This window comes from Flavobacterium plurextorum, from assembly GCF_024638035.1.
Classification (GTDB): Bacteria; Bacteroidota; Bacteroidia; order Flavobacteriales; family Flavobacteriaceae; genus Flavobacterium; species Flavobacterium plurextorum.
On sequence record NZ_CP100442.1, the window covers coordinates 5,400,807 to 5,424,469 of the forward strand.

Genomic DNA, 23,663 nt, shown 5'->3' on the forward strand with positions numbered 1-23,663 from the left:
GATCATGCGATTTTTTAGAGCCTTTTTTTCGGGAATTTTAGTTTGGATCGCAGTAAGTCTTTCCTTTTATGTATTAGAAAAAGTCTATTTTTTAGAAGAATCTTTTTTATGGCAGTCAATCCTTACCACAATTTTTATTGTATTTTTTGCCATTGGAGCGGCTAAGTTTTATTATCTGAAAAAATATAAAATTAGTGGTTTACAATTAGGAATTATAATGTCTGCTACAGCATTAATTCTAGATGTTTTTATAACAGTCCCTTATGTTGAAATTCCAAACGGCAGGAGTTACGAAAGCTTTTTTACAAGTCCGGTTTTGTGGATCTTAGCTTTTACAAATGCTTTTACGGTTTATATATGGAAAAAAAAGCAAGACATAAAAAAAACTCCTGTTTAGTGGTAGACAGGAGTTTTCAGAATTAAATATAAATAGTAGTTTGCGAAAATATTAACCTCTAGTAAGCCATCCTTTTTTACGAGCCGTAATTATTGAATATGGAGCAATCCAAAACAATCCGAAGGTATAAAAAACGCTGTATGAATAAGCCCAAAATGATTCTGCCAAAGAATATCTTTTGGCATAGAACAACATTGAAAAGCTAGACACAATCAATATTCCTAAAAGCGTTGCACTGATAAATAATAAAGGATGTGTTGCTATAAAATAAAACATAAAAATCAAAAACGGATACGTCATAATAATTCGCAATGTTTGATCTGTACACAATAATCTGGCTCCAAATTTAGACTCTTTTCTAAAATCTTTAAAGACATATTTCAGCATCATAATATTTTCACGAACATTACTTCTTCCCCATCTTATAAACATTTTATACAATCCAGTATAATCTTCTGGAACATTTGTAAGTACAATGGCATTTCGTTGAAACAATACATGTTTTCCTTGTTTTAAAATCATGTTTGTCATAGCGCGATCTTCACCAATGTCTGATGGCTGTCCCATAAAAGTTTGCTCAATCCATTCTGGCAGACATTCAAAAACTGTCGTACTGCGATATGCAGCCAAAGCTCCCGGTGTGCACAGAACAGACCCAAGCATACTTTCGGCAGAACGCATAAACTCAAAACTCATTACAAAACTTACATTCAGCATTTTTGGTAAAATTGCTTTTTTATTATTCAAAACCTGAACATTTCCAGCAACGGCACCACATTTTTCATTGGTAACAAACGGGCTTACTAAATTTCTTAAAGTATCTTTTTTAACGATTGAATCACTGTCAACCGTTACAAAAATTTCACCAGTTCCTAAATTAAAACCACGGTAAAGTGCATGACGTTTTCCTTGGTTTTTAGGCTGTTGAAAAATTGCTACACGATCACCCAATTTTACTTTTGCTTGTTGAATCCAATACCAAGTATCATCTTTGCTTCCATCATCAATTGCCAAAAGCTGCAATTTATGTTCAGGAAAATCACTATTGGCTAAACTCATCAAAGTATCATAAACCAATTTACCTTCATTGTAAGCAGGTACAATTACCGTACAAGTTGGTAATAATTCATCAGATACTGATTCTACAGGTTTGTATTTCAAGTACAGAAATAAATTATAAAGAAAAATACCGCCTTTAAAAACAAACAGAAAAACAGTAATCCCTAAAAATATAAGTCCGCCAGTCGAATTTATTCTTTCAAAATGAAGCTGATCAAAATCAGGTTGAAACTGAAATACAAAAAAAGCGCCGGTAAGCATTAGTAAAAAAGTCCCTGCAAGTACCATAAATCCGAAAGGACTTGTTGGTCGTTCGATATGTTTTTTTGTTTTAGTATTGTTGCTTTTAAAAATTGAAGTGCTTATTTGTGCGTCTTTGCTTATATCGCTGCCGGCATAAAATTGCTTTGAAATAATTGATTCACTTTCCATGTCTTATTTGTTGTATTAATTCTGTTTATTGGCTTTTATTAAAATGATATTGATTTTGTGCATTTACTTAAATAAGCGCTAAAATTTATTTTTTATAAAAGATTGACATGTACCCAATTTACAAGCCGCGTGCCATAATGGCTTTTGACTGAATTTTAGGATGTTACAAATTAGGACACAAAAATGAAGTGTGTATTTTTTTTACACATGTAAACAGTTTACACACTAATTGTGCGCTGAAAGTGCTAAAAATAAAGGGATTTTTTAATTACGAAGAGGTGTAATTTAAATACTAAAACGAATAATTTAGTATAAAATTGTCTTGAATATGCAGCAAGAAGACCAAAAAATATTTCCTCATACATTTACATTCCCAAAAATGTAAATTTGAAGGTATTATTATAAAAGTAAAAAACGGAAATATCTTAAAAAGTTATTTCCGCTTTTATGTAAAATAAGTTGTATTATCTGGTATAAACCGTTATTTCACCAGTAGTTTTATCCTTCAATTTTAATTCCTTATTAGTAAGGTTCATTATATCGCTGGTTGTACTTAAATTACCAATAGTAATCGTTAAATCATTATGAGATCGTACGTAAGTTCCGCTCGTTTCTGTTAAACTGCAATCAGTACCTTCATAATCACCAATAACTGCTTTATTACTTAATCTAAGATCTAAATAATCTCTAGTACATCCTGCTGCATTTTCTGGAGCATCAATTAATACTTCCTCTCCACCAACAATTTTTCCTGTTTTGCTTAAGTTATATTTTCCTTGTATCGGAATTATTGTTTCTCCCTCATTATCATCACTGCTGCAAGAGACGGCGAACATTGCAAAGCTTAAGGCTAATACGAATATTATTTTTCTATTTTTCATGTCGACTTTTCGTTTAAAGTTATAGTGACTAAATTAAAAGTATATACTTACAAAAAGTTTCATGATTATAAGAATGTTTTACATAAATATCATTTTAGTTACATTTTCAAAAACTAAAAAAGAAGTCAATAAAAAAACAGCAGGTTTAATTTAATCATTTGATAATAATCACTTTACAATAAATTCACATTAGTTTTATTAATTTGATTAAAACTAAATATCATGAAATTCTTTAATCTAAATTTTCTAGTTTCATTCAAAGAATGGCTTTTTTTAAGAGCGATGCAGTCCTCTTTCCTTCATTAATAAATAGACTTTAATAAAGGAAAATCCGATTGAATGAATAAAGTTGAAAACTCATTTTTGAACAAAAACCAATTTGGTGAAGATTTCTTGTGGGGTGTTTCTACCGCCGCTTTCCAAATTGAAGGCGCACATGATGCCGATGGAAAAGGTTCTTCTATCTGGGACGTTTTTACTTCTCAAAAAGGAAAAATAAAAAACGATCATCATGCCGTAACTGCTTGTGATTTCTATAATTCGTACCAAACTGATATTGATTTAATTCGCGAATTAAACATTCCTAATTTTAGGTTTTCTATTTCGTGGCCCAGAATCATGCCCACTGGAGTTCATCCTGTAAATCAAGCGGGAATTGATTATTACAATAAAATTATAGATTCACTGCTTGAATCTGGAATCGAACCTTGGATTACGCTTTATCACTGGGATTTACCACATGCTTTAGAATTAAAAGGAGGCTGGACGAACCGAGAATCTGTTACTTGGTTTTCGGATTATGTCGCTGTTTGCGCTCATTATTTTGGAGATCGGGTAAAAAACTGGATGGTTATCAACGAGCCTTCTGTATTTACCGGAGCTGGATATTTTTTAGGTATTCATGCACCCGGAAAAAAAGGAATTTCCAATTACCTAAAAGCCATGCATCATGTAACACTGGCAACTGCTAAAGGCGCAAAAGTATTACGAAATGCAATTCCTGAGGCTAATATTGGAACTACTTTTTCATGCACACATATTGAACCTGCGACGCAAAATGCTAAAGATATCGAAGCGGCAAAACGTGTAGATACTTTACTGAACAGAACTTTTATTGAGCCTATTTTGGGGCTTGGTTATCCGCAAAAAGATCTTCCAGTGCTTAAAAAACTCAATAATTATATCCTGGAAGATGATTTAAATAATCTCGATTTTCATTTTGATTTTATTGGTCTTCAATGTTACACTCGCGAAGTTGTAAAATCGTCTTTATTGATTCCTTACATTGGAGCTGAATTGGTAAGCGCTGATAAACGAAATGTTATTTCGACCGAAATGGGTTGGGAAGTTTATCCGCCTGCGTTGTATCACGTTCTAAAAAAATTCAATGAATACAAAGGCATTAAAAAAATAATCATTACCGAAAATGGCGCTGCTTTTGCGGATACGGTAACCAACGGAAAAGTTTTTGATATTAAACGAACGCATTATATTCAAGATCATTTAGAACAAATCTTAAAAGCAAAAGAAGAAGGCTTAAATGTAGAAGGATACTTTGTTTGGAGTTTAACAGATAACTTCGAATGGGCTGAAGGCTACAATGCCCGCTTTGGATTAATTCATGTGGATTTTAATACTCAGAAACGAACCATTAAAAACTCAGGTTTATGGTTTAAAGATTTTTTGTCGTAAACCTACATAAATAGTCTAACCGCAAAGATCGCAAGTTTTTACATTAATCATTTTTAGAAAACACAAAGTTCGCAAAGCTTTGCAATAATCCTTGCTTTGTGAACTTTGCCTAAATATTAGCTCTCGATAACTCAATGTTATTACGTTAAGCGTTTTTTTTCGAATACAAGCTATTATAGAATTTCTTATTTATTTTGAAAGCTCCAGCGGAGCGAAATATTTATAGCTCAATTTATTTCCATGCATAAAAAGCTCCAGAGGAGCGACATATTCATAAAAAACAATAAAGTCATATAAATCAATTTAATCTAAAAATTATATTGTCTTTTTAAGATTCCAACATGAAGCTTACCATCCGTTTTTAAGTGCGATACTACGCGAATATACTGCTCTTCGGGATATTTTATTTCATAACTAAAAGTTGTATCTTTTGCTTTAATCTGAAGCAGATGTTTTCCTTCATCTGAGATTGGCAGTTCTACTGTTTCATACCCCGGAATTCCGCTTGCCGCTTTTAAATTAATTTCTTGAACTTTCTTTTTATCCAAAAGTATTTCCAGCTTTACGTTATCAAGTTTACTATTTGTAGGTTGTTCGAACGAAACAACATATTTTTTACAACCAAACGTGCATAACACAATTAATACTACTAGAATTTTTTTCATAAAAGATGTTTTTAAATTGAGAGAGACAAGAAATTAAGATCTCTATTATTATTTTATAAATATAAATAATTTTATGACAATCAATCCGTCCTAAAAACGAGTTTTACTGCTATAAAAAATAAAGTTATTAAAAGGGAAAAATCCAGAAAATTTATCGCTCAAAAAGCAAAAAAAATCACTTATTTTACTGGTTTTTATTAGGTTTACTGATTATTTTTTCTTATCTTTATAGTATAAATAACAGATCATATATGCCAAAAAACAAACAATTTACACGCCTTATTTTCCCTTTAAAAAATTATATTTTTACGCATTTTACTCTTCAAAATGCTTTTCGATTTCCTTTAGAAAATATGTCGCCTTATCTTTCTTCTGCACAAAGTTCAAACTTGCAGAAAACAGCTGAGCGATTGCTCTCTTTCCAACCTTAATTTTTTTTTCTCGGATATATTTTCTGATTCATTTTTCTAGAAAATATAAACGTACAATTTAGAAAAGATTTCCCTTTTGGGAATGTTCTTTCGACGCCTCCTTTTTATTATTCACCAAAATATTTTTTACATGCCATTATTTTTGACTTCTACAATTAAACTCTTATCCTCATTTTCAATTTTTGCTTCAACTCTATATTATTTCTGCATTTTTTAATCGTTCGAAACCAACTTTTATCGGACTTTTTGCATCTATAATACTATAGATTTATTTGAACTTAAATACCATTTAATAATTTAAACTAGACTTTGTATACTTTTTTTCTGGGAATTCTCGGGAAACTCAGGAATACGCGGGAATTCTGGGAATCCCTTGCCAGTAAAGGCTTCAAAGCGCCTTTACTTTGCACCAAGAAATTAGTTCAAGTTTTGTCTGCAGACTAAAACAATATTAAAAACTAGTTCTAATTACAGCGTGAAAAACTGTAAGACCAAGTTTATTCGGGAAGTATAAACAACGTCTTACTGTTCTACACACTTTACTTCCCAAAACCTATTTGGTATTGCCTTAAAAAATTCTGGATCAACTCCAGACGGCCATACCTATGTCTAATTTCTAAAAATAAATCAAAATGAAAAAACTTATACTATTTATCGCTTTTGCGTTATTGTTCACTATATTTTCTTGTACTCCAGACGAGTACGAAACGCAGCCAACTAAAAAAATAGAAAAAAAAGATGGTTTTGCTGCAGGACCTGGTGAAGATCTTCCTCCTGATGGTGAGGATGGTCCTGGTGATAAAGATACGCCGCCGCCGCCGCCTACTAAACCATAATTAATATATGTTTTTAGTATCTAATAAATTACTATTTTCGGGGAAAGTAAACTTATATGTTACGGTCCCCGTTTTTTTATTTTATTATACTTCTTTTCCTTTTTTCCTGTCAGGAAAAAAAGCCTCTTACTACTAATCTTGAAACTATAGAAAAACAGGCGCTTAGCTTAAGAAATAAAGCAATTGAAAATTACGAAAAACAAAACTTCAACGCCTCCTTCTACGAGTTTAATAAATCCAAACAACTTTACGAAATTTTAAAAGACAGTGCTAATATTGGATATATACTTATTCAAATAGCAGGTATTCAAAAAGTAAATGGAGATTATTACGGCACTAAAGAGACTGTAACCGAAGCATTACCTTATCTTAAAAAACATCCACAATATAGAGCTTCTATAAATAATAAACTTGGTATTGCCGACAAAGAACTCTCTCTTTATGATGATGCTATTCTTTACTATAAAAAAGCAGCAAACGAATTAACCGATCCACTAGAAAAACAAGCACCCTTACAAAATATTGCCGCTGTTTATATTCAACAAAAAAAATATGACAAAGCAATACCTCTTTTAGATTCTCTATTAGAATCTCTTTCAAGCAAAGAACTAAAAGCGAGAGCTACTCCATATGACAAATCAATCCTTTTAGACAATTTAGGCTACGCCTATTTTAAAAAAGGAATGGATGAAATAGCCTTCAAGTTTATGAATGAAGGTCTTCAACTAAGAAACGAAGTTAATGATACCTACGGAAGCATTGAAAGTTATCTGCACCTTGCGGATTATTTTGCTAAAAAAGATATTCAAAAATCAAATGAAAATGCGCTTTCCGCTTATAATGCAGCTACAAAACTAAATAGTGTAGATGAAAGATTAGAAGCATTGCAAATTCTAATTTCTAATAATCACAGTACTCAAAACAGCAAATATGTACAAAAGTATTTTACATTAAACGACAGTATCATTAAAGTTCGAAATAACTTTAAAAACAAGTTCGCCAAAATTAAATACGATGCTAAAAAGGAAAAAGATGAGAATGCAACACTTCGTTTAGAAAAAGCAGAAAACCAATTAGCGCTGCAAAAAGCCAACTATCTGAGAATTGGATTTGTAATTCTTTTTATTTTTCTAGTCCTGCTAATAGCCATCTTAATACGCTATTATAAAAATAAAAATAAAGCGATAGAATTTAAGACTTCCTATAATACCGAAACCCGAATTGCTAAAAAAATCCACGATGAATTGGCAAACGATGTATTTCATGTGATTGCTTTTGCAGAATCTCAACCTTTATCCGCCGAAAGTACCAAAGAAAATCTGCTTCAAAAATTAGATGATATTTACGGACGTGTTCGAGGAATTTCTAAAGAAAATAATCGAATTGATACTGGAACTAATTTTACCAACAGCATAAAAGAAATGCTTTCGATGTATAATACCAGCGCAACAAATATTATTGCTACTAACTTAGAAAATATAAACTGGGAAAGTATTGATGATGTAAAAAAGATCGCTATCAGCCGAGTTCTACAGGAATTAATGGTGAATATGAAAAAACACAGTAACGCAAGTCTGGTTGTAATAAAATTTGAAAATGATCCAAAATCAATTCTAATAAACTATAAAGACAATGGTAAAGGTTGCGAAAAAACAAAGATTTCTAAAAATGGTCTCCAAAACGTTGAAAGCCGTATACTAGCTGTTAAAGGAACTATTAATTTTGAAACGGAACCTGACAAAGGGTTTAAGGTCAAAATATCGATACCTAAATAAACTAAATAGAACCGTTTTATAAAAAGCCTTTCAGAATTACTTCCGAAAGGCTTTTACCTTCAAAAAACAACTATTATAACCTTTTAAGCTTATAATGTTTCGTTTAAAACCGCAACCGCTTCTTTCCAGTTATTTACTCTTAAGTGATGCGTTTGGTTTATATTGTGAAATGCCGTAAACATAATAGGTTTACCCATGCAGTAATCTAAATTTTTGCTATGATCATCAATCAAATAATCTGTATTGATGATTCGTTTGCTGCCGCACAAAACAATGTTTTCCCATTTAATAAAAGGAAAATGTTCGCCAAGCCAAGCAACTTTTTCAGCAAGTGAAATTGGGAATTCGGTTGCAGCCGAAACTATAAAAATTTCAAAATTCTCTTGCAGCTTCTGCAAACTTTCAACAGCATCCGGCATTACAGGCAGGCTTCTAAAAAAGTTACCTTTATTTAAAATTCCGTGTAAAAGCTCTCTTCCTTTAAAAGCTTCTTCTTCACTTAATCCCTGAATTCCTTCTTTCGAAAGGTTCATTCCGTATTCTTTATTAAATTGTTCAATCAATTGTGATTCTATATCGGCAAGTACGCCATCCATGTCAACGGCAATAGTTTTCTTTTTCATAGTTTTAATTTTGCGGTAAAATTATGCAAAAATTGCAAAACTTTGCAATTTTTAACTTATTTTTGCAATATAAATTTGCAATCGATGAAAAAAGAAGAACGTCAAAAAGTAATTTTAGAATACTTATCAAAAGAGCATCGTGTTACTTTACAAGAACTTAGCGAGTATTTAAATGTATCGGAAGATACAATTAGACGAGACGTAAAAGAGCTTTCAGATCAAGGTTTGTTAAAAGCAGTTCGAGGCGGTGCAGTTGCGCCATCACCAATTCCGCTGCACTTTAGAAATAGAGAAAAGCACGATCTTGAAAATAAAAAAATTATTGCAGAAAAGGCGCTTCCTCTTTTAAAAGACGGACAGGTTGTTTTTATAGACGGAGGAACAACTTCGCTGGCTTTAGTGGCTAGTTTCCCTTATGATCTAAAGTTAACAGTTATAACAAATAGTTTTCCTGTTGCCGCATTAATTGAGGATTTACCCAATATTGATTTGATTTTTGCAGGAGGAAAAATGTGCAAAACTTCTTTTGCAACTTCAAGTATTGAAACTATTGATTTCTTTCGGAATTTTAGAGCAGACGTCTTCATTTTAGGAATCTGCAGCATTCATCATGAACGAGGTATTACGGGAATTTTATACGATGATTCTATGCTGAAAAAAAATATGATTCAGAATTCCAACTTTGTTATCGCCTTAAGCTCTATTGAAAAAGTAGGGACTGCAGAATCGTATTTTGTGTGTCCAATTAAAGATATTAATGTTTTAGTAACCAATGTTTCACCCGAAGAAGAATCTTTGAAAGCATACAAAAATGCAGGAGTTACAATTGTTTAAAACAAAAAAGCCTTTCAGAATTTCACTCCAGAAAGGCTTTTCTCTTTTTATGACGATAACGAAACTTCAACCTGCATGCTGCCACACGAAAGGATTCGTGCGGTAGCGAGGGCTTTCCTTCTACAAATTAATTGGCAAAATTATTTCCCCTTGCGACGGGAGAAACATACATATAAGAAGGCAAAATCTTTAACAAACTTTTATTGTTTTTTAGCGTTGCACTTATACTGTCGTTAGCGTTATTTACCTTTAATTCTAACAATAATGGATTTGGTTCTAGCAAGGTTTTTAGTTTTCTAAAAGCATTTAAAGTTTCTTCCTCTTTAAAATAAAATTGAGATGAAAATTCCTTTTTACCATTACTCCATGATAAACGGAAACAATCAGGGATTTCATGGAAAATTGGTATTTTTTCAGGTTTCTTACTTTTGAAATACCAATTTTTTTGATTAAAAAAAGTAAAATCGGAATCACTTAAATAAAATCCATTTGGCAATTTAATGTCAATTCTATAAGGATACTGCTCCATTACCAAAGCCACTTTTGTTGATATATTAATAGTTGAAGTAGAATCAATTTGGTCACTTTTATCAAAAATATGCCAGGTTTCGTTTACTTCTTTAGCTTGGTAATTTCCAATTTTTAATTTATTTTCATCATTCGAAATCCATACTGCGAGTTTTCCATTAGGCAATATTTCTGCAAAAAATCTAAGCCTAACTTTGTTGGAATCTTCTTCATAATTTTTTCTTCCATATCGTTTCGTATTCATTCTCAACTGCTTTGCTTTTTCCAAAATAATTTTATATGGTAAAATAAACTTTCCTTTATAAAACTTTTTTTCTGTGTATGAAAACCAACATATTGACAAACTATCAGGATAAAAAACATTTTTTTGAATGTTAATGTAATTTATATCATCCCAGCCATCATCAATTATGTTTTCCTTATTATCGTCATAATTCCAATCTTTGGCATGATGGAAATGGCAACTACTTACTTGAACCACGTTACCTTTGCTACTTAATACGCCACTACCCCATTCAAACCTTTCATCAGCTTTATAATTGTATGTTTGAATAGCAATAGCAGCTAAAATTAACAGTAATAGAATCGAAAGTAATCCGTTTATAATATCTTCGCTTTTATTGAAATATTTCATAATTATAATTAATGTGAAAATGCTTTTCCTAATTGTCCGACATATAAAAATCCTACAAAAAAAAGTGTAAAAAGAATAGCACAAATTAGTATTATGACACCCATTATCTTACGATATTGTGTTTTCTGAGGACTAAAAAAATAAATCAACAATATTAATATCGAAGTAGTTATAGGAGCCGTTAGCGTCGTTACAACTTCAGAATAACTCTCTACTGTATGGTCAAGATAAAACTGTAATGAAAAAGCAATGGCAGATAGTAAAAATAAGGTAACAAATACTTTCATTATGTTATTTTTAATTAAATACATTTCTTAGTTTTTTTTTAAATTTTTAATGTCCGTAACTTTTTTATGATTCTTTTTCCTGATGGCACGAGCGACTCGCTCGTGCATAACTTGAGTTCACAAACGATACGCTCGCACCAGCAAGAGAAGAAATTTTAATAGCTTTATCCCACAACATCTTTCTCATCTTGCTACTTAATGTTTTTATACATCATCTCACCCAGCATACTCGATGACCAGTCGAATATCCTGATACTGTCTGCTTCAAAGGGCCTGCCATTGAGCATAAGCTCGACGTTATTTTCTTTCGATATTTTGATCTGCAAATCGATTTTACCTCCTGATTTTTTAAAAACTTCATTTACTTTTTCCCAATTAAAATAGAGATATGCCTGTTTTTTATCTTCGTCTTTTTTGCCTGTCATCCAGACTACATTAATTTCTGACGGAACTGCTCTTTCTTTATAAGCAGGATCACTAACCCACGGGCGAAGCATACATTCTATTTCGCCATTATAAAACGAAGTTTGAATTTGTATAAGTTCCGTTTTTGAGTTTTCTGAAATCACTACAGGGCGCCAATGGTAGCGACTGCGATAATTATCCCATTTTTCAGGGCTTGCATCTGCAAGAAAATATTCTTTAGCCGCTTCATCATATCTTTCCGAAGTTAAACCATATTTCTTTAAATATTTTTTCTTTATTTTTTCAATAATTACTGTATCTGATAGTATCTCTGCCTGATATCTGCCCAGCTCGATACGCGTAATGCCAAAATTGAGCCATACTACGACCATACCTTTTGGGGCAAAACCAAAAACAAGATCACTGAAACTGTCGTACGCGTTTCCGCTCGAAGATTTGTGTGCCCTGCCTAGTTTTTTGTATTCCTGTGTTTCTCCGTTTTCATCATCTATTCTGGCGTAAGCTCTTTCCATATAATCCTTAATAATATCTATAGGAAAATCGACATTTAAACGATAAAAAACATCTTCATAGCGGGAATAATAAGTAATATCGGCTCCACTGGGAGTGCCGTGCTGTGCTGTCCAAGTAGAACCTGAGTCTCCCCATCTTCCAGAAGAGCTCCCATAAGGCAAACCTGCATAAACCCCTTCTAAAGTTTTTATGGTATCGTAAATAGGAGTTACGTCATATTTGCTATCTGGAGAACATATCTCAACATAAAATTCTGGTAAGTTTTTTTTCATCTGGCATTGTATTATTTGAATAAAAAGTAGTAAGAAAACTATACTGGTTGCAATTTTTATTAGTCTATCCATATTGTATGTTACGGGTTCTTTCTGTTGCTTTTTTTATACCTCCTACTCTGGGACCCAACCCAAATTTAGTTGCACTGGCAGACCAATGCAGGTACTCTCTTCTAAGTGTCTTCAAATCATTTGTATGAATAAAATCCTTATAATGCATTTTTTTTACTTCGGTTACATATTCTTTTTGAACATTTTCACCTTCATTAAACCGTTTCACATATTGATTTCTTACATGCGTACAGGTGTTGATATAATGCACTAACTGTTTGTCTACGCCCATTAAAAATGGGTCTTTTATCTTATGATCATTTATATTTAAAGTTTTATAAAACACATCAAATTGTTTCGAATAATGAAACATCCGATTGAGCGACACTTTATCATACGTTCTGTGAACTGCTTTTTTTATACCTACCAAACCGTAATATCCTACGGAATTATCATTGTACTCTTCTGGTACTTTTTGGGTAAAATCTTTAGTATACGAATGAATAATATGCAATTGATCTGGACTATACCAGCCTTCCTCAATCAATATTTGTTTAAATTTTTCGCATTCTCGATTAAAATAAGGTTCATAAAAAAGATCTACTCTTTCAGAATCATTTTCTACATAACACCCCCCAATATCAGAATGCACTCCTGGCAGCGTGATTTCTAAGCCGTTTATTCCAGCACTGTCAATGTTGGTTAAATCAAAATTATCGCGATGCTCATCATCGGCCGCAAACTGCAATACAAAAGAGGCTTTTTTTACAGCATCTAATCCTAACTGTTTGGTATCGTTATCAATAATGCTGACACCAAAAACTTCTTTGCCTCGATGATCTACCCCATAAGCAGCAACAGTATCGTATAAGCCAACAAATCTGAAAATAATTTCATTAGGATTAAATCCCTGAGCTGCCAGACAGGCGCCAAAAAAGCCATGCTTTTTTACCAGTGCATCCGTTTCATCCGTTTTTGCATAGGTCACTCCCTTCAGACCGTACGGAGGCAGAGCTGTTTCCTTACTGCTAAGCAGTGGTGTATGGGTTACGGCTGGCGTGGTGGCCACATGCAGAAAATGCCTAGCAGCTGTTGCTCCTCGGCTAAAACCATATACATTTACCTCAAGTATCATTTTCTTTCCTGCATATTTCTGTAAACTTTCAGCAGACAAAAAACAAGCTTTAGTCACTTTGGCTTTAACCCCTCGTTCTCCTTCGCCCAGCGGAATTCCTGAGTTGTCGGGCATATTTCCAAAAAAAGTAGTTTCGCTTTCTGAATCTTCCGTGCCAATTCCTTCTATATAAATCCTAATTTGGTTTTGCTTATTTGGGTCTACTGCATCAAAACCACGCGCTACATTAGAATAATCATTGGTATAGCTGTCATCCAGATGATTGGAGTTTTCATGTTCTTTTCCTGCTGCTGTATTGGTTTTATTGTTTTGCGTTCCATCAAAAAACAGGTTCAATCGCACGATTTTTTCATCAGACATTGAATCATTAGGATGAAGTGGCTCATAATTATGATAATTCATACCTTCTTCTCCGTACTGTCTGTTATGTTTGGCTGCTGCTATTGTAAGATCTCCTTCAGTAGCATGTATTTCTATATTGCCAGTAGCCGTTTCGGTTAGTGTTCCTTCTATAATACTTATGATACTCATGATTATCCGTTTTTAGAGGTTTCACCGCTATGATTATTTACATTTTTAGCTCCAAGCATCGTAATATTTTCTTCGGTACTATTTATAAATATTTCTTTAGCGCGTTTTTTTATGTCTTTACTTTCAGTTTCTTTGTTTCCTTTTATCCATTCACGTACACTTCCCATAACAGTAAGTACAAAATCGATCCCTATTGTAAGGGATTTTGAACCTGTAATTTTTTCTGTAAAGCTTCCTCCAATTGTATTGGTTTTATTAAGCCCAACATTGGTACTCATATTTTTACCTGCATTTAAGATAATATCCTCACCAGCTTCCAATTCTATATTTTTAGGAGCTTTAAATCTGATATTTCCGTCTCCATGTACGACTGCAATGGTTTGCCCTTTTTGGCTTTCTATTGTTATGTCGCCCGTAGCATCATCAGTAATAATTCTGTTTCCGCTTCGGCTATGCATTACTGCCTTTATATCATTATTAGGCGTACTGTAACCGCTTTTTTCTTTTCTGCTGGTCATGGTTCCTGTTACAATAGGCAGTTCGGCATTGCCACCTTGAAAATCTACAAAAACGGTATCGCCTATTTCGGGTATAATGTGAGAACCTCTGGCATCGCCTCCATAATATTGCACTAATGGTATATAAGGAGTTGTTTCGCCTTTTGCTTGCTGCCATGGCATTTGTACTTTTATCCCGCTGAGTCCTTCTGGATCTGCGTTTGCTGTTACCACTGCGGTCTGGCTTTTGCACTTTGCAATTAAATCAGGATTTGTTTTGGGTGAGAATGTAGAGCCTGCAAGATTTATGGCTGTAAAATGGTTATGATATCCACCTCCGTCATCACAAATATGCGTTAGTTTGGTCACGCGGTAACTGCTTTCGAGCTGTTTGTCTAAACCTTGTATCGACACATCGTTTCCTATTGTAATGCCGGGAACTTCGCTTGCTGCTTTTACCTGCATCAAACCGCTCATTACAAATCGCATTTTATTTTTCGTATATTTTTCTACAGAACTTCTTCCGTTTGCCCCTGCCGAATTTTGATTGAGCTGCAAGACTGTCTCTTTGGTAAAAACCTGATTGGATTTGTTGACGAAGTTTTGATGAAACCCTTCAACTTCATTTCTGTAATCAAGCGTATTATCTGTGTAATATTCTCCAGCTCTGTTATCATTTTCAATGGTTTTAAACTGTGTGGGCAGCACTTTCATCTCATAACTAAAATCATGCATGTTAATTCCATAAATTAATTTAGGCTGTAATGGTCCGCCTGCATCGCCAAAAGTTATTTTTCGTCCGTTACTGTAAAACCATTCTCCGTTTTGCATAGCCAGACGATTCAGGAAATCAAAATCGCTTTCGTTATACTGCACAGTATAAGCCAGATTGTTTTCATATAAAGGAATAACTTCCATATCTATATCGTAACCTGTTTTTACTTTATTGACAATATCTGCCATTGACATATTGGTAAACGAATTACACTCTTTTGCGCCATCTAAAAGTATCGATGTACTGTTTCCTTTTATCAACATGATTTTTTCCATGTCTTTGTTTCTGGATTTTTGTATTCTTACATTGGTTACAACTCCATAAAACTGCATGATATAATGGTTAGGATTTGCATCAATCATAAGATCATCCAGACCCGGAAGCGGCTTTATTTCTATGCTTATCTTTTCGCCATATAATCGCTGCGAAGCCGGCATGACACTTTTAAATTCTTCTACCAGCAGATCCTGTCTTACTGCGATAGAAAAGCTGTGATGATCGTGTATTTTTTGAATAATTTTTAATTTACTGAAATTGGTAATGGTGGTTTCACCAATTTTTATAGTCGTTACTGTTTGAAGAGCCATGTTGATTGTGCTTTAAGAATTTTTCCAATTGTTTTCAAATAAGGTATTACCAACTTTTATTTCATTGGATGTAATTAAAATTTCTGTGGTCATAGGAACTGTTCCTTCGCTTCTAAAACACTTCTGGAAAGAAATACAATAGGCTTTTTTAAAAATTACATTTTTCATGGTACTCATAGCATCACGGCGATAAAAAATAACTTTACCGTCTTTGGTAATGGTGTGTGAAACCATCCAATCAGAAAATAAATCGGTGTGTGTGCTCTCGACAACAATCCTAACTTGACCGCCTTTTACTTTGTTGGCAGGTTTTCCGTTATTATCTACGCTTTGATTGAAAGTGACATCAAATTCTAAAACATTAAACACTTCATTGTCTAATTCTAATTTGGCTAAAAAACTCATATTTATAGGTATTGATTATTTTACAGGTTTTGTAGATTTACCTTAATCAATTATGAGAAGTGGTATTTAAGTAAATAAATTATTACATATTTATGAAGTAAATATATTAAATAGTTTAAAATAAATAAGAAAAATATTAAATTTAATAATAGGAAGAAATTTAAAAGGCATAAAAAACCCCGAAAACTAATAATAGCTCCCGAGGTTTAGGCTCACTTTTTCAGATCGGTGAATTGTAAATATAAGATAGTTTTCTTACAAAAAATACATTTTTAAAAAAGCCTTTCAGAACTTCACTTCCGAAAGGCTTTTTTTCTACAAATTAACAGGCAAAATTATTTCCATCCGCCGCCCAAGTCTCTGTAAACATGGACTGCAGCATTTAATTGTTCTTTTTTAGTATCTACCAATTCTAGTTTGGCTTCTAATGCATCACGCTGCGTCATCAAAACTTCGAAATAATCTACTCTTGCCGACTTAAACAAATCGTTTGAAACGTCTATTGAAGTATTTAAAGCGTCTACTTGTTTTGATTTAAGATCGTAACCTTTTTGAAGATTCTGAATTTTAGACAATTGATTTGAAACTTCTAAATAAGCATTTAAAACCGTTCTATCATAATTGTATAACGCTTGAAGCTGTCTTGCATTTGCACTCGCAAATTCGGCTTTAATTGCATTTCTGTTAATCAAAGGTGCCACAAGATCTCCTGCCAAAGAATATAAAAGCGATTCTGGCATTGTAAACAAATAAGAAGGTTTAAATGCATTTACTCCAATTGCCGCTGTAATATCTAAAGAAGGATAAAACTCAGCACGAGCTACTTTTACATCTAATTTTGATGCTACTAATTCTAATTCTGCTTGCTTAACATCTGGGCGATTCGCTAACAATTGCGATGGAATTCCAGAACTTACAACAGCCGGCAATAAACTTAAGAAATTAGTATTGCTAGTTCTTTTAATTTCCTGTGGATATCTTCCAAGCAAAAAGTTGATCTTGTTTTCGGTTTCTTTTATCTGCTGTAAAATATCAAACTCCATACTTTGTGAAGTTAAAACCTCAGCTTCAAATTTCTTAACTCCTAACTCAGTTGCTCTTGCCGCCTGCTTTTGAATTTTTACAATTTCTAAAGCATTTGTCTGTAATTTTATCGTTTGTTTTACAATATCCAACTGATTATCTAAAGCCATTAATTCATAATAAGAATCGGCAACTTCAGCGATGAGGTTTGTAATCACAAAGTTTTTACCTTCAACAGTTGCTAAATATCTGTTTAAAGCTGCTTTTTTAGAATTACGCAGTTTTTTCCAAATATCTACTTCCCAATTGGCATACGCTGAAATGGTAAAATCTCCAAGTGGATCCGGCATTTCTTTACCGGGCTTAATTTCGGTAGAAGCGTCACCTGCACCTTGACTCGTATATCTACCCACTTTTTCTACTCCAGCACCGGCACGAACACCAACTGTTGGTAATAAAAGTCCTTTCTTTACACGAATATCATTCTTTGCGATTTCGATTTCCTGTAGAGTAATGTTTAACTCTTGATTGTTCTTCAGCGCAACATCAATTAAATCTACAAGATTCTGATCTTTAAAGTAATCTTTCCAAGCTAAAGCGGCTGTATTATTATTTGCATCCTGAGTTGGTGCTGTTGTTCCAAATGACTCAGGAACTGGTGTGCTTGTAGTTATTGCTGCCTCAGGCGCAGGGGCTTTACACCCTGCAACCGTAAGACAAATACCTAATGCAATACCAAATTGATATGATTTGAATTTATACATGATTGTTGTCAATTTCTTCTGTTAATGGATTTTCTTCTTCATGTTTTACCAGTTTATGTTTCTCGGCAATTTTGGCAAAAATGAAATACAAGCCTGGAATTACAAATACACCGCAAATAGTTCCTATAAGCATACCTCCAGCGGCTGCAGTACCAATTGTTCTGTTACCAATTCTACCTGGACCTGTTGCAAATGTAAGCGGCAATAATCCCGCGATAAATGCAAATGAAGTCATTAAAATTGGACGGAACCTTGCTTTTGCACCTTCCATAGCTGCATCTAAAACCGACTTACCAGCTGCGTGTCTTTGTATCGCGAACTCTACAATCAATACGGCATTTTTACCTAATAAACCAATAAGCATTACCATAGCAACTTGTGCATAAATATTATTCTCTAATCCTGTTAGTTTTAATAAAAGGAATGCTCCAAAAATACCTGCAGGTAATGAGAAAATCACTGATAATGGCAGAATAAAACTTTCATATTGAGCCGCTAATACTAAGTAAACGAATCCTAAACAAATTAAGAATACCCAAATAGCTTGATTACCTTGAGCAACCTCATCAGCAGAAATACCTGCCCAGTCAATGTCATAACCTCTTGGCAATTTTTTAGCAGCAACTTCCTGAATAACTTTAATTGCTGTACCAGAACTGTAACCCGCAGCAGGAGAACCACTAATTTGCGTAGAAGTGTACATATTATGACGTGTAATTTCCGAAAGTCCGTACACTTTTTCTAATTTCATGAAAGCAGAAAAAGGCACCATTTCATCACGATTGTTTTTCACGTACAATTTTAGAATATCATCTGGCTGCGCACGATACTCTGGTGATGCTTGAACAATTACTTTATAGTTAATTCCGAATTTGATAAAACTAATTTCGTAGTTACTTCCCACAAGTGTTGACAAAGTATTCATAGCGTTTTCGATCGAAACACCTTTTTGCTGTGCCAAGTCATTATCGACTTTCATCATGTATTGAGGGAAACTAGAACTATAAAAACTAAATACGTTTGATAATTCTGGCTGTTTGTTCAATTCAGCAACAAAATCGTTATTTACCTGTTCCATTCTCTTATAATCTACAGAACCGGTTTTATCCAATAAACGAAGCTCAAACCCTCCAGCAGCACCATATCCAGGTACAGCAGGCGGTTGGAAAAATTCGATATTAGCACCTGTAATATCTTTACATTTTTCCTCCATTTCATGCATAATCTCAACAACAGATTCTTTTCGATCATTCCAGTCTTTCAAGTTAACCAAACACGTTCCGGAGTTTGCTCCTGTACCTTCAGACAAAATTTCATAACCTGCCAATGAAGAAACTGATTTCACTCCGTCGATATCTTCGGCAATTTTTTGAACTCGCTCTGCAATATTATTAGTTCTTTCTAAAGAAGAACCTGGAGGTGTCTGAATCACAGCATAAAACATTCCCTGATCCTCATTAGGAATAAATCCTGAAGGAACAGTACTGCTTATTATCCATGTTCCAGCACAAAAAACTAAAAGCGCAACAATAGTAACGACTCTTCTATTAACAATTTTACCTAATAGATTTTGGTATTTACCTTGTGCTAAATTGAACTTTTCGTTAAAAGCATCTATAAATCTATTTGCTGGTGTTTTCTTTTTAGGCTGGCCATGATTATTTTTTAACATCATCGCACAAAGTGCTGGTGTCAATGTTAAAGCCACAATACCAGAAAGTATAATCGCAGTTGCCATCGTTACAGAGAATTGTCTGTAAAATACTCCAACAGGACCTGACATAAATGCAACTGGAATAAATACTGCCGCCATTAAGAATGTAATTGCAATAATCGCTCCTGCAATCTCATGCATCGCTTTTTTAGTCGCTTTAAATGGCGAGAGATGTTCTTCTTCCATCTTGGCGTGAACGGCTTCGATAACCACAATAGCATCATCGACGACGACTCCAATTGCCAAAACCAAAGCAAATAACGTAATCAAGTTTAATGAAATATCGAAGAATGTCATGAACACAAAAGTTCCTATCAACGATACTGGTACTGCAATTGCAGGAATAACTGTTGAACGCCAGTCTCCTAAGAAAAGGAAAACTACTAAACCTACTAGAATAAATGCTTCAACTAAAGTATGGATTACTTTTTCGATAGATGCATCTAAGAATTTAGAAACGTCATAAGAAATTTCATAATCCATTCCTTTTGGAAATCTTGTTTTAATTTTTTCCAGTTTAGCTTTAACTTCTTCAATAACCTGATTTGCATTACTTCCAAAAGATTGTTTTAATACAATAGCAGCAGATGGTTTTCCATTCAAATTTGAATAAATATCATACATCGAGCTTCCAAACTCAATTTTGGCAACATCTTTCAATCGTAAAAGCTCACCATTTGAATTTGCTTTCACCACAATATTCTCATATTGCTCTTTTGTTGTAAAACGCCCTGAATATTTCAATACATATTCAAATGCCTGAGAACGTTTACCAGAACTTTCTCCTGTTTTACCTGGAGAAGCTTCTAAACTCTGACTAGATAATGCTTCCATTATCTCATCGGCAGAAATTTTATAAGCCAGCATACGATCTGGTTTCAACCAAATACGCATAGCATATTCACGTGTTCCTAAGATGTCTCCAGAACCAATACCATTTACCCTTTTCAATTCAGAAAGTACGTTGATATCAGCATAGTTATATAAGAACTTCATATCGGTATTTTTGTCTGTACTGTAAAGATTCACGTACATCAACATACTCGGCACTTCTCGTGTAATTTTAATACCTTCTCTAATAACTAACGGAGGTAATTTATTGGTAACCGAAGCTACACGGTTTTGAACGTTAATTGCGGCCTGATTTGGATCTGTACCTAAATTAAATACAACTTTTATAGTCGCTTCACCATCATTTCCGGCATCAGAAGCCATATATTTCATTCCCGGAACTCCATTTAAGGCTCTTTCTAACGGAATAACAACTGCTTTTATCATCAACTCACCATTCGATCCAGGATAATCCGCAGTAACATTCACCATTGGCGGTGAAATTGTAGGGAATTGGGTAATAGGTAAATTTAATACAGACAATACCCCCAAAAAGACAATTATCAGCGATATCACTATCGACAATACTGGTCTTTGAATAAATTTATTAAACATTTTTATATTTTTTAAATGATTAAACTAAAAAGGAAATCAATATGTTAACAGCTCATTTTTAAAAACTGAACACTAAAATTTACTCTGCTTTTAAGCGCAGGTTATTAATTACCTTTTCAGGAGATTCAAATCCGTATTTAATTTTGTCTTTCTCTTTTACCTTCTGAACACCTTCAAGCAAGATTTTATCATTCTCAGTAAGTCCGCTTTTTATCACATACAAATCAGGAATTTCTCCAGTAATTGTAATTTCTTTAGAAGTCACTCTATCATTTTTATCCACTATAAAAACATACTTTTTATCTTGAATTTCGTAAGTTGCTTTCTGCGGAATTACAATAGCATTTTTCAACGGAACGTTCATTTGAACTTGTCCAGTTTCTCCGTTACGAAGCAGTTTTCCTGAGTTTGGGAATCTCGCTCTAAAAGCAATATTTCCAGTTTCATTGTTAAACTCACTTTCGATAACTTCTACATTACCTTTTTCTTTAAAAGTATCACCATTTGCCAAAACCAAATTCACTTTATTGGCCGCACGGTCACTAACATTTGTTTGGTATTGAATATATTCTGGTTCAGAAACATTGAAGTAAGCAAACATTTGACTGTTGTCTGAAAGGCTTGTTAATAATTCCCCTTCATCGATAAGGCTTCCTAATTTTAAAGGAATTCTATCGATCGTTCCGTCAAATGGAGCTCTGATTTCTGTGAATGATAAATGTAATTTTGCCAATGCTACTTCTGCTTTTGCAGATTGTAATTTAGCTTGAGCCACACTTAATTCGTTTTTAGAAACGATGTTTTTGTCTGCTAATAGTTTAGCATTTTGCAATTCGATTTCTACTGATTTTTGTTCTGCCTGCGCTTTAAGTAATTCTGCCTGATACATATTTGGCATAATTCTGAACAATAACTGACCTGCTTTTACAAACTGGCCTTCATCAACGTAAATATTCTGTAAAAACCCTTTTTCCTGGGCACGGATTTCGATATTTCGAACAGATTTAATCTGCGAAACATATTCTTTAGTAAACGAAGTGTCTATTCTAACGGGATTTGTAACCGTGAATTTTTCTGCTTCTTCTTTCTCTTCTTTTTTAGATGTACAGCTAGTTAAGCACACTAAGGCCATAAAGCCTGTGAACAAGATAATTCTTTTCATGATTTAGTTTGGAAATTAAGCGATTGAATGCTTGGAATAAAAATTCCTTTTGGATGATTAAATGCATCAGCCAGCCTTGGTCAGAACTTAACTTTCATATAAGAAGAAGTAAAAAATAAATATACATCAACGAGATATGCAGATCACGACTAGGTAACCGATGTATACTTTAAAATCAAATTCTTAATACTCGTTGAGTAATATAGATAGGATTTGAATGCCCAAAGAGGGGCGTAGAAATTTTTAAACGATTGGAATCATTCGCTGCAGACTGATCTGAAAGTGCCAGATATAAAGTGTCTACCAAACTGTACGAAGCAGTAAAAAACTTATTCGTAAGTAAATTTGTATCATCATTTCCCAGAAGATCTTCTTCAAGATCAATATCAGCATCTTCAATTATTGAAGTTCCGCGATCTTGATTTGTAAATTTAACTCTGTGTTTTTGTTGAAGATGATGATGAGAAAAAGTATTAGCATTAAGATATTGGCCTCCGCCTAACAGAAGCAAATTCATGAATACTAGAAATACTATTAACTTTCTCATTTGGGTGCGAAAGTAATAAAAGTATTAAAACAAAAAAAGGTTTTTTAACAAGGTTTAACACTTATATAAAACGAAAACGTTTTCATTAATTTAATATTCAACAATTTTATTGAAAAACTTACTTTTTTTGAAAGACTATTTTTTTACCCTGTTGCAAATCAAATATTTATAAAACCATACTAAAATAGAATTTCCATTATTGTAAATTCTTGTCCCGCTTTGCTAAAAATCTTAAAAGTATCTTTCATTCCAAATTTCTCATAAAATGATTTTTTATTGCTTCTGGCATTACACCAAACTTTATTTAGATTCTTTTCTTTAGCAAATTGTAAAATATGCTTTAAAAGATCAGAAGCAATTCCTTTTCCTTGATATTCCTCCAAAGTTGCTAATTTTCGAAATTGCATTTCTTCTCCAACTATAAAACAAGAAACTATAGAAACTAATTTATCTTCTATAAAAACTCCAAAATGAAATCCTGAATTGTCTTCTTCAAGTTGTACAAATTCAACAGGCTGATCTGGCCACATTACATTGTGCCTAATATTCCAAGTTTCTGCAGCTGTAATTTCTTTAATTTCCATTCTTTGATTATTTAAAAAACAAATTTACATGAATTTTCAATTTCTATTCTTTCATCTAGAATAAGATGTACTATTCTAGTAATCAATAGAACTCATAAAAAAAGAAAGAAAAAACTTCTAGTATAATTAATTAATATCTACTTTTATAGTATCTAAA

The 23,663-nt window shown here is 33.3% G+C and carries 20 protein-coding genes; 5 read left to right on the forward strand and 15 right to left on the reverse strand.

The genetic code is table 11. The features are described 5' to 3' along the window. Positions 1-4: 4 nt before the first annotated feature. Entirely contained in the window at positions 5-397 is a 393-nt protein-coding gene (locus NLG42_RS23375) for a DUF5367 family protein (RefSeq protein ID WP_257682576.1), read from the forward strand. A 51-nt stretch (positions 398-448) separates the two neighbouring features. Here the strand turns inward: NLG42_RS23375 and NLG42_RS23380 are convergent, their stop codons facing one another. Together NLG42_RS23380 and NLG42_RS23385 are read right to left on the reverse strand one after the other, a co-directional pair. Next, complete coding sequence (locus NLG42_RS23380; RefSeq protein WP_257682577.1) at positions 449-1,888, reverse strand: glycosyltransferase family 2 protein; 1,440 nt, start codon at positions 1,886-1,888, stop codon at positions 449-451. A 464-nt stretch (positions 1,889-2,352) separates the two neighbouring features. After that, a complete protein-coding gene (locus NLG42_RS23385; protein WP_089058620.1) occupies positions 2,353-2,769 on the reverse strand; it encodes a lipocalin family protein in 417 nt (138 codons plus the stop codon). 339 nt (positions 2,770-3,108) lie between these two features. Here NLG42_RS23385 and NLG42_RS23390 point away from each other — a divergent pair, with 339 nt between their 5' ends. Continuing rightward, a complete protein-coding gene (locus tag NLG42_RS23390) occupies positions 3,109-4,461 on the forward strand; it encodes a GH1 family beta-glucosidase (RefSeq protein ID WP_257682578.1) in 1,353 nt (450 codons plus the stop codon). A gap of 308 nt (positions 4,462-4,769) precedes the next feature. Here the strand turns inward: NLG42_RS23390 and NLG42_RS23395 are convergent, their stop codons facing one another. Next, the gene (locus NLG42_RS23395; protein ID WP_257682579.1) at positions 4,770-5,126 is read right to left on the reverse strand and encodes a hypothetical protein; all 357 of its coding nucleotides are present in this window, start codon (positions 5,124-5,126) and stop codon (positions 4,770-4,772) included. A 1,063-nt stretch (positions 5,127-6,189) separates the two neighbouring features. Between NLG42_RS23395 and NLG42_RS23400 the strand changes: the two genes are divergently transcribed. Together NLG42_RS23400 and NLG42_RS23405 are read left to right on the forward strand one after the other, a co-directional pair. After that, positions 6,190-6,393 (forward strand): hypothetical protein, encoded by a 204-nt coding sequence (locus tag NLG42_RS23400; protein ID WP_257682580.1) that lies wholly within the window; start codon positions 6,190-6,192, stop codon positions 6,391-6,393. Positions 6,394-6,449: 56 nt separating this feature from the next. Then, a complete protein-coding gene (locus NLG42_RS23405; RefSeq protein WP_257682581.1) occupies positions 6,450-8,168 on the forward strand; it encodes a tetratricopeptide repeat-containing sensor histidine kinase in 1,719 nt (572 codons plus the stop codon). 89 nt (positions 8,169-8,257) lie between these two features. On the opposite strand, the gene NLG42_RS23410 is transcribed toward NLG42_RS23405, so the two are convergent. Continuing rightward, positions 8,258-8,791: a 5' nucleotidase, NT5C type gene (locus NLG42_RS23410; RefSeq protein WP_099719440.1), complete on the reverse strand. Its 534-nt coding sequence runs from the start codon at positions 8,789-8,791 to the stop codon at positions 8,258-8,260. Positions 8,792-8,875: 84 nt separating this feature from the next. Here NLG42_RS23410 and NLG42_RS23415 point away from each other — a divergent pair, with 84 nt between their 5' ends. Then, a complete protein-coding gene (locus NLG42_RS23415; protein WP_089053032.1) occupies positions 8,876-9,625 on the forward strand; it encodes a DeoR/GlpR family DNA-binding transcription regulator in 750 nt (249 codons plus the stop codon). A 127-nt stretch (positions 9,626-9,752) separates the two neighbouring features. Here the strand turns inward: NLG42_RS23415 and NLG42_RS23420 are convergent, their stop codons facing one another. From NLG42_RS23420 to NLG42_RS23470, 11 genes are all read right to left on the reverse strand, one after another. Then, positions 9,753-10,787 carry a DUF2931 family protein gene (locus tag NLG42_RS23420; protein WP_257682582.1) on the reverse strand — a complete coding sequence of 345 codons (1,035 nt, stop codon included), beginning with the start codon at positions 10,785-10,787 and terminating at the stop codon, positions 9,753-9,755. Positions 10,788-10,795: 8 nt separating this feature from the next. Next, positions 10,796-11,074 (reverse strand): hypothetical protein, encoded by a 279-nt coding sequence (locus NLG42_RS23425; RefSeq protein ID WP_257682583.1) that lies wholly within the window; start codon positions 11,072-11,074, stop codon positions 10,796-10,798. A 191-nt stretch (positions 11,075-11,265) separates the two neighbouring features. After that, positions 11,266-12,285 carry a DUF2931 family protein gene (locus NLG42_RS23430; RefSeq protein WP_257682584.1) on the reverse strand — a complete coding sequence of 340 codons (1,020 nt, stop codon included), beginning with the start codon at positions 12,283-12,285 and terminating at the stop codon, positions 11,266-11,268. Between the two features lie 64 nt (positions 12,286-12,349). Continuing rightward, positions 12,350-14,002, reverse strand: a complete 1,653-nt coding sequence (locus NLG42_RS23435; RefSeq protein WP_257682585.1) for a T6SS phospholipase effector Tle1-like catalytic domain-containing protein — start codon at positions 14,000-14,002, stop codon at positions 12,350-12,352. A 2-nt stretch (positions 14,003-14,004) separates the two neighbouring features. Beyond that, positions 14,005-15,861 (reverse strand): contractile injection system protein, VgrG/Pvc8 family, encoded by a 1,857-nt coding sequence (locus tag NLG42_RS23440; protein ID WP_257682586.1) that lies wholly within the window; start codon positions 15,859-15,861, stop codon positions 14,005-14,007. 12 nt (positions 15,862-15,873) lie between these two features. Next, positions 15,874-16,266 carry a type VI secretion system tube protein TssD gene (gene tssD / locus NLG42_RS23445; protein ID WP_257682587.1) on the reverse strand — a complete coding sequence of 131 codons (393 nt, stop codon included), beginning with the start codon at positions 16,264-16,266 and terminating at the stop codon, positions 15,874-15,876. A 335-nt stretch (positions 16,267-16,601) separates the two neighbouring features. Further along, on the reverse strand, positions 16,602-18,053 hold the full coding sequence (locus NLG42_RS23450; RefSeq protein ID WP_257682588.1) for a TolC family protein: 1,452 nt from the start codon (positions 18,051-18,053) through the stop codon (positions 16,602-16,604). After that, positions 18,046-21,213 carry an efflux RND transporter permease subunit gene (locus tag NLG42_RS23455; RefSeq protein WP_089058604.1) on the reverse strand — a complete coding sequence of 1,056 codons (3,168 nt, stop codon included), beginning with the start codon at positions 21,211-21,213 and terminating at the stop codon, positions 18,046-18,048. The genes NLG42_RS23450 and NLG42_RS23455 overlap by 8 nt, the downstream gene beginning before the upstream one ends. A 79-nt stretch (positions 21,214-21,292) precedes the next feature. Beyond that, a complete protein-coding gene (locus NLG42_RS23460) occupies positions 21,293-22,375 on the reverse strand; it encodes an efflux RND transporter periplasmic adaptor subunit (RefSeq protein ID WP_089058603.1) in 1,083 nt (360 codons plus the stop codon). A gap of 175 nt (positions 22,376-22,550) precedes the next feature. Next, positions 22,551-22,922, reverse strand: coding sequence for a hypothetical protein (locus NLG42_RS23465; RefSeq protein WP_089058602.1), 372 nt, complete (start codon positions 22,920-22,922; stop codon positions 22,551-22,553). A gap of 179 nt (positions 22,923-23,101) precedes the next feature. After that, complete coding sequence (locus tag NLG42_RS23470) at positions 23,102-23,506, reverse strand: GNAT family N-acetyltransferase (RefSeq protein WP_257682589.1); 405 nt, start codon at positions 23,504-23,506, stop codon at positions 23,102-23,104. Between the last annotated feature and the right edge of the window lie 157 nt (positions 23,507-23,663).

Coding starts and splice junctions, on each gene's coding strand:
- NLG42_RS23375 (WP_257682576.1), top strand. CDS start 5: ATGCGATTTTTTAGAGCCTTTTTTTCGGGAATTTTAGTTTGGATCGCA.
- NLG42_RS23380 (WP_257682577.1), bottom strand. CDS start 1,888: ATGGAAAGTGAATCAATTATTTCAAAGCAATTTTATGCCGGCAGCGAT.
- NLG42_RS23385 (WP_089058620.1), bottom strand. CDS start 2,769: ATGAAAAATAGAAAAATAATATTCGTATTAGCCTTAAGCTTTGCAATG.
- NLG42_RS23390 (WP_257682578.1), top strand. CDS start 3,109: ATGAATAAAGTTGAAAACTCATTTTTGAACAAAAACCAATTTGGTGAA.
- NLG42_RS23395 (WP_257682579.1), bottom strand. CDS start 5,126: ATGAAAAAAATTCTAGTAGTATTAATTGTGTTATGCACGTTTGGTTGT.
- NLG42_RS23400 (WP_257682580.1), top strand. CDS start 6,190: ATGAAAAAACTTATACTATTTATCGCTTTTGCGTTATTGTTCACTATA.
- NLG42_RS23405 (WP_257682581.1), top strand. CDS start 6,450: ATGTTACGGTCCCCGTTTTTTTATTTTATTATACTTCTTTTCCTTTTT.
- NLG42_RS23410 (WP_099719440.1), bottom strand. CDS start 8,791: ATGAAAAAGAAAACTATTGCCGTTGACATGGATGGCGTACTTGCCGAT.
- NLG42_RS23415 (WP_089053032.1), top strand. CDS start 8,876: ATGAAAAAAGAAGAACGTCAAAAAGTAATTTTAGAATACTTATCAAAA.
- NLG42_RS23420 (WP_257682582.1), bottom strand. CDS start 10,787: ATGAAATATTTCAATAAAAGCGAAGATATTATAAACGGATTACTTTCG.
- NLG42_RS23425 (WP_257682583.1), bottom strand. CDS start 11,074: ATGAAAGTATTTGTTACCTTATTTTTACTATCTGCCATTGCTTTTTCA.
- NLG42_RS23430 (WP_257682584.1), bottom strand. CDS start 12,285: ATGAAAAAAAACTTACCAGAATTTTATGTTGAGATATGTTCTCCAGAT.
- NLG42_RS23435 (WP_257682585.1), bottom strand. CDS start 14,002: ATGAGTATCATAAGTATTATAGAAGGAACACTAACCGAAACGGCTACT.
- NLG42_RS23440 (WP_257682586.1), bottom strand. CDS start 15,861: ATGGCTCTTCAAACAGTAACGACTATAAAAATTGGTGAAACCACCATT.
- tssD (WP_257682587.1), bottom strand. CDS start 16,266: ATGAGTTTTTTAGCCAAATTAGAATTAGACAATGAAGTGTTTAATGTT.
- NLG42_RS23450 (WP_257682588.1), bottom strand. CDS start 18,053: ATGTATAAATTCAAATCATATCAATTTGGTATTGCATTAGGTATTTGT.
- NLG42_RS23455 (WP_089058604.1), bottom strand. CDS start 21,213: ATGTTTAATAAATTTATTCAAAGACCAGTATTGTCGATAGTGATATCG.
- NLG42_RS23460 (WP_089058603.1), bottom strand. CDS start 22,375: ATGAAAAGAATTATCTTGTTCACAGGCTTTATGGCCTTAGTGTGCTTA.
- NLG42_RS23465 (WP_089058602.1), bottom strand. CDS start 22,922: ATGAGAAAGTTAATAGTATTTCTAGTATTCATGAATTTGCTTCTGTTA.
- NLG42_RS23470 (WP_257682589.1), bottom strand. CDS start 23,506: ATGGAAATTAAAGAAATTACAGCTGCAGAAACTTGGAATATTAGGCAC.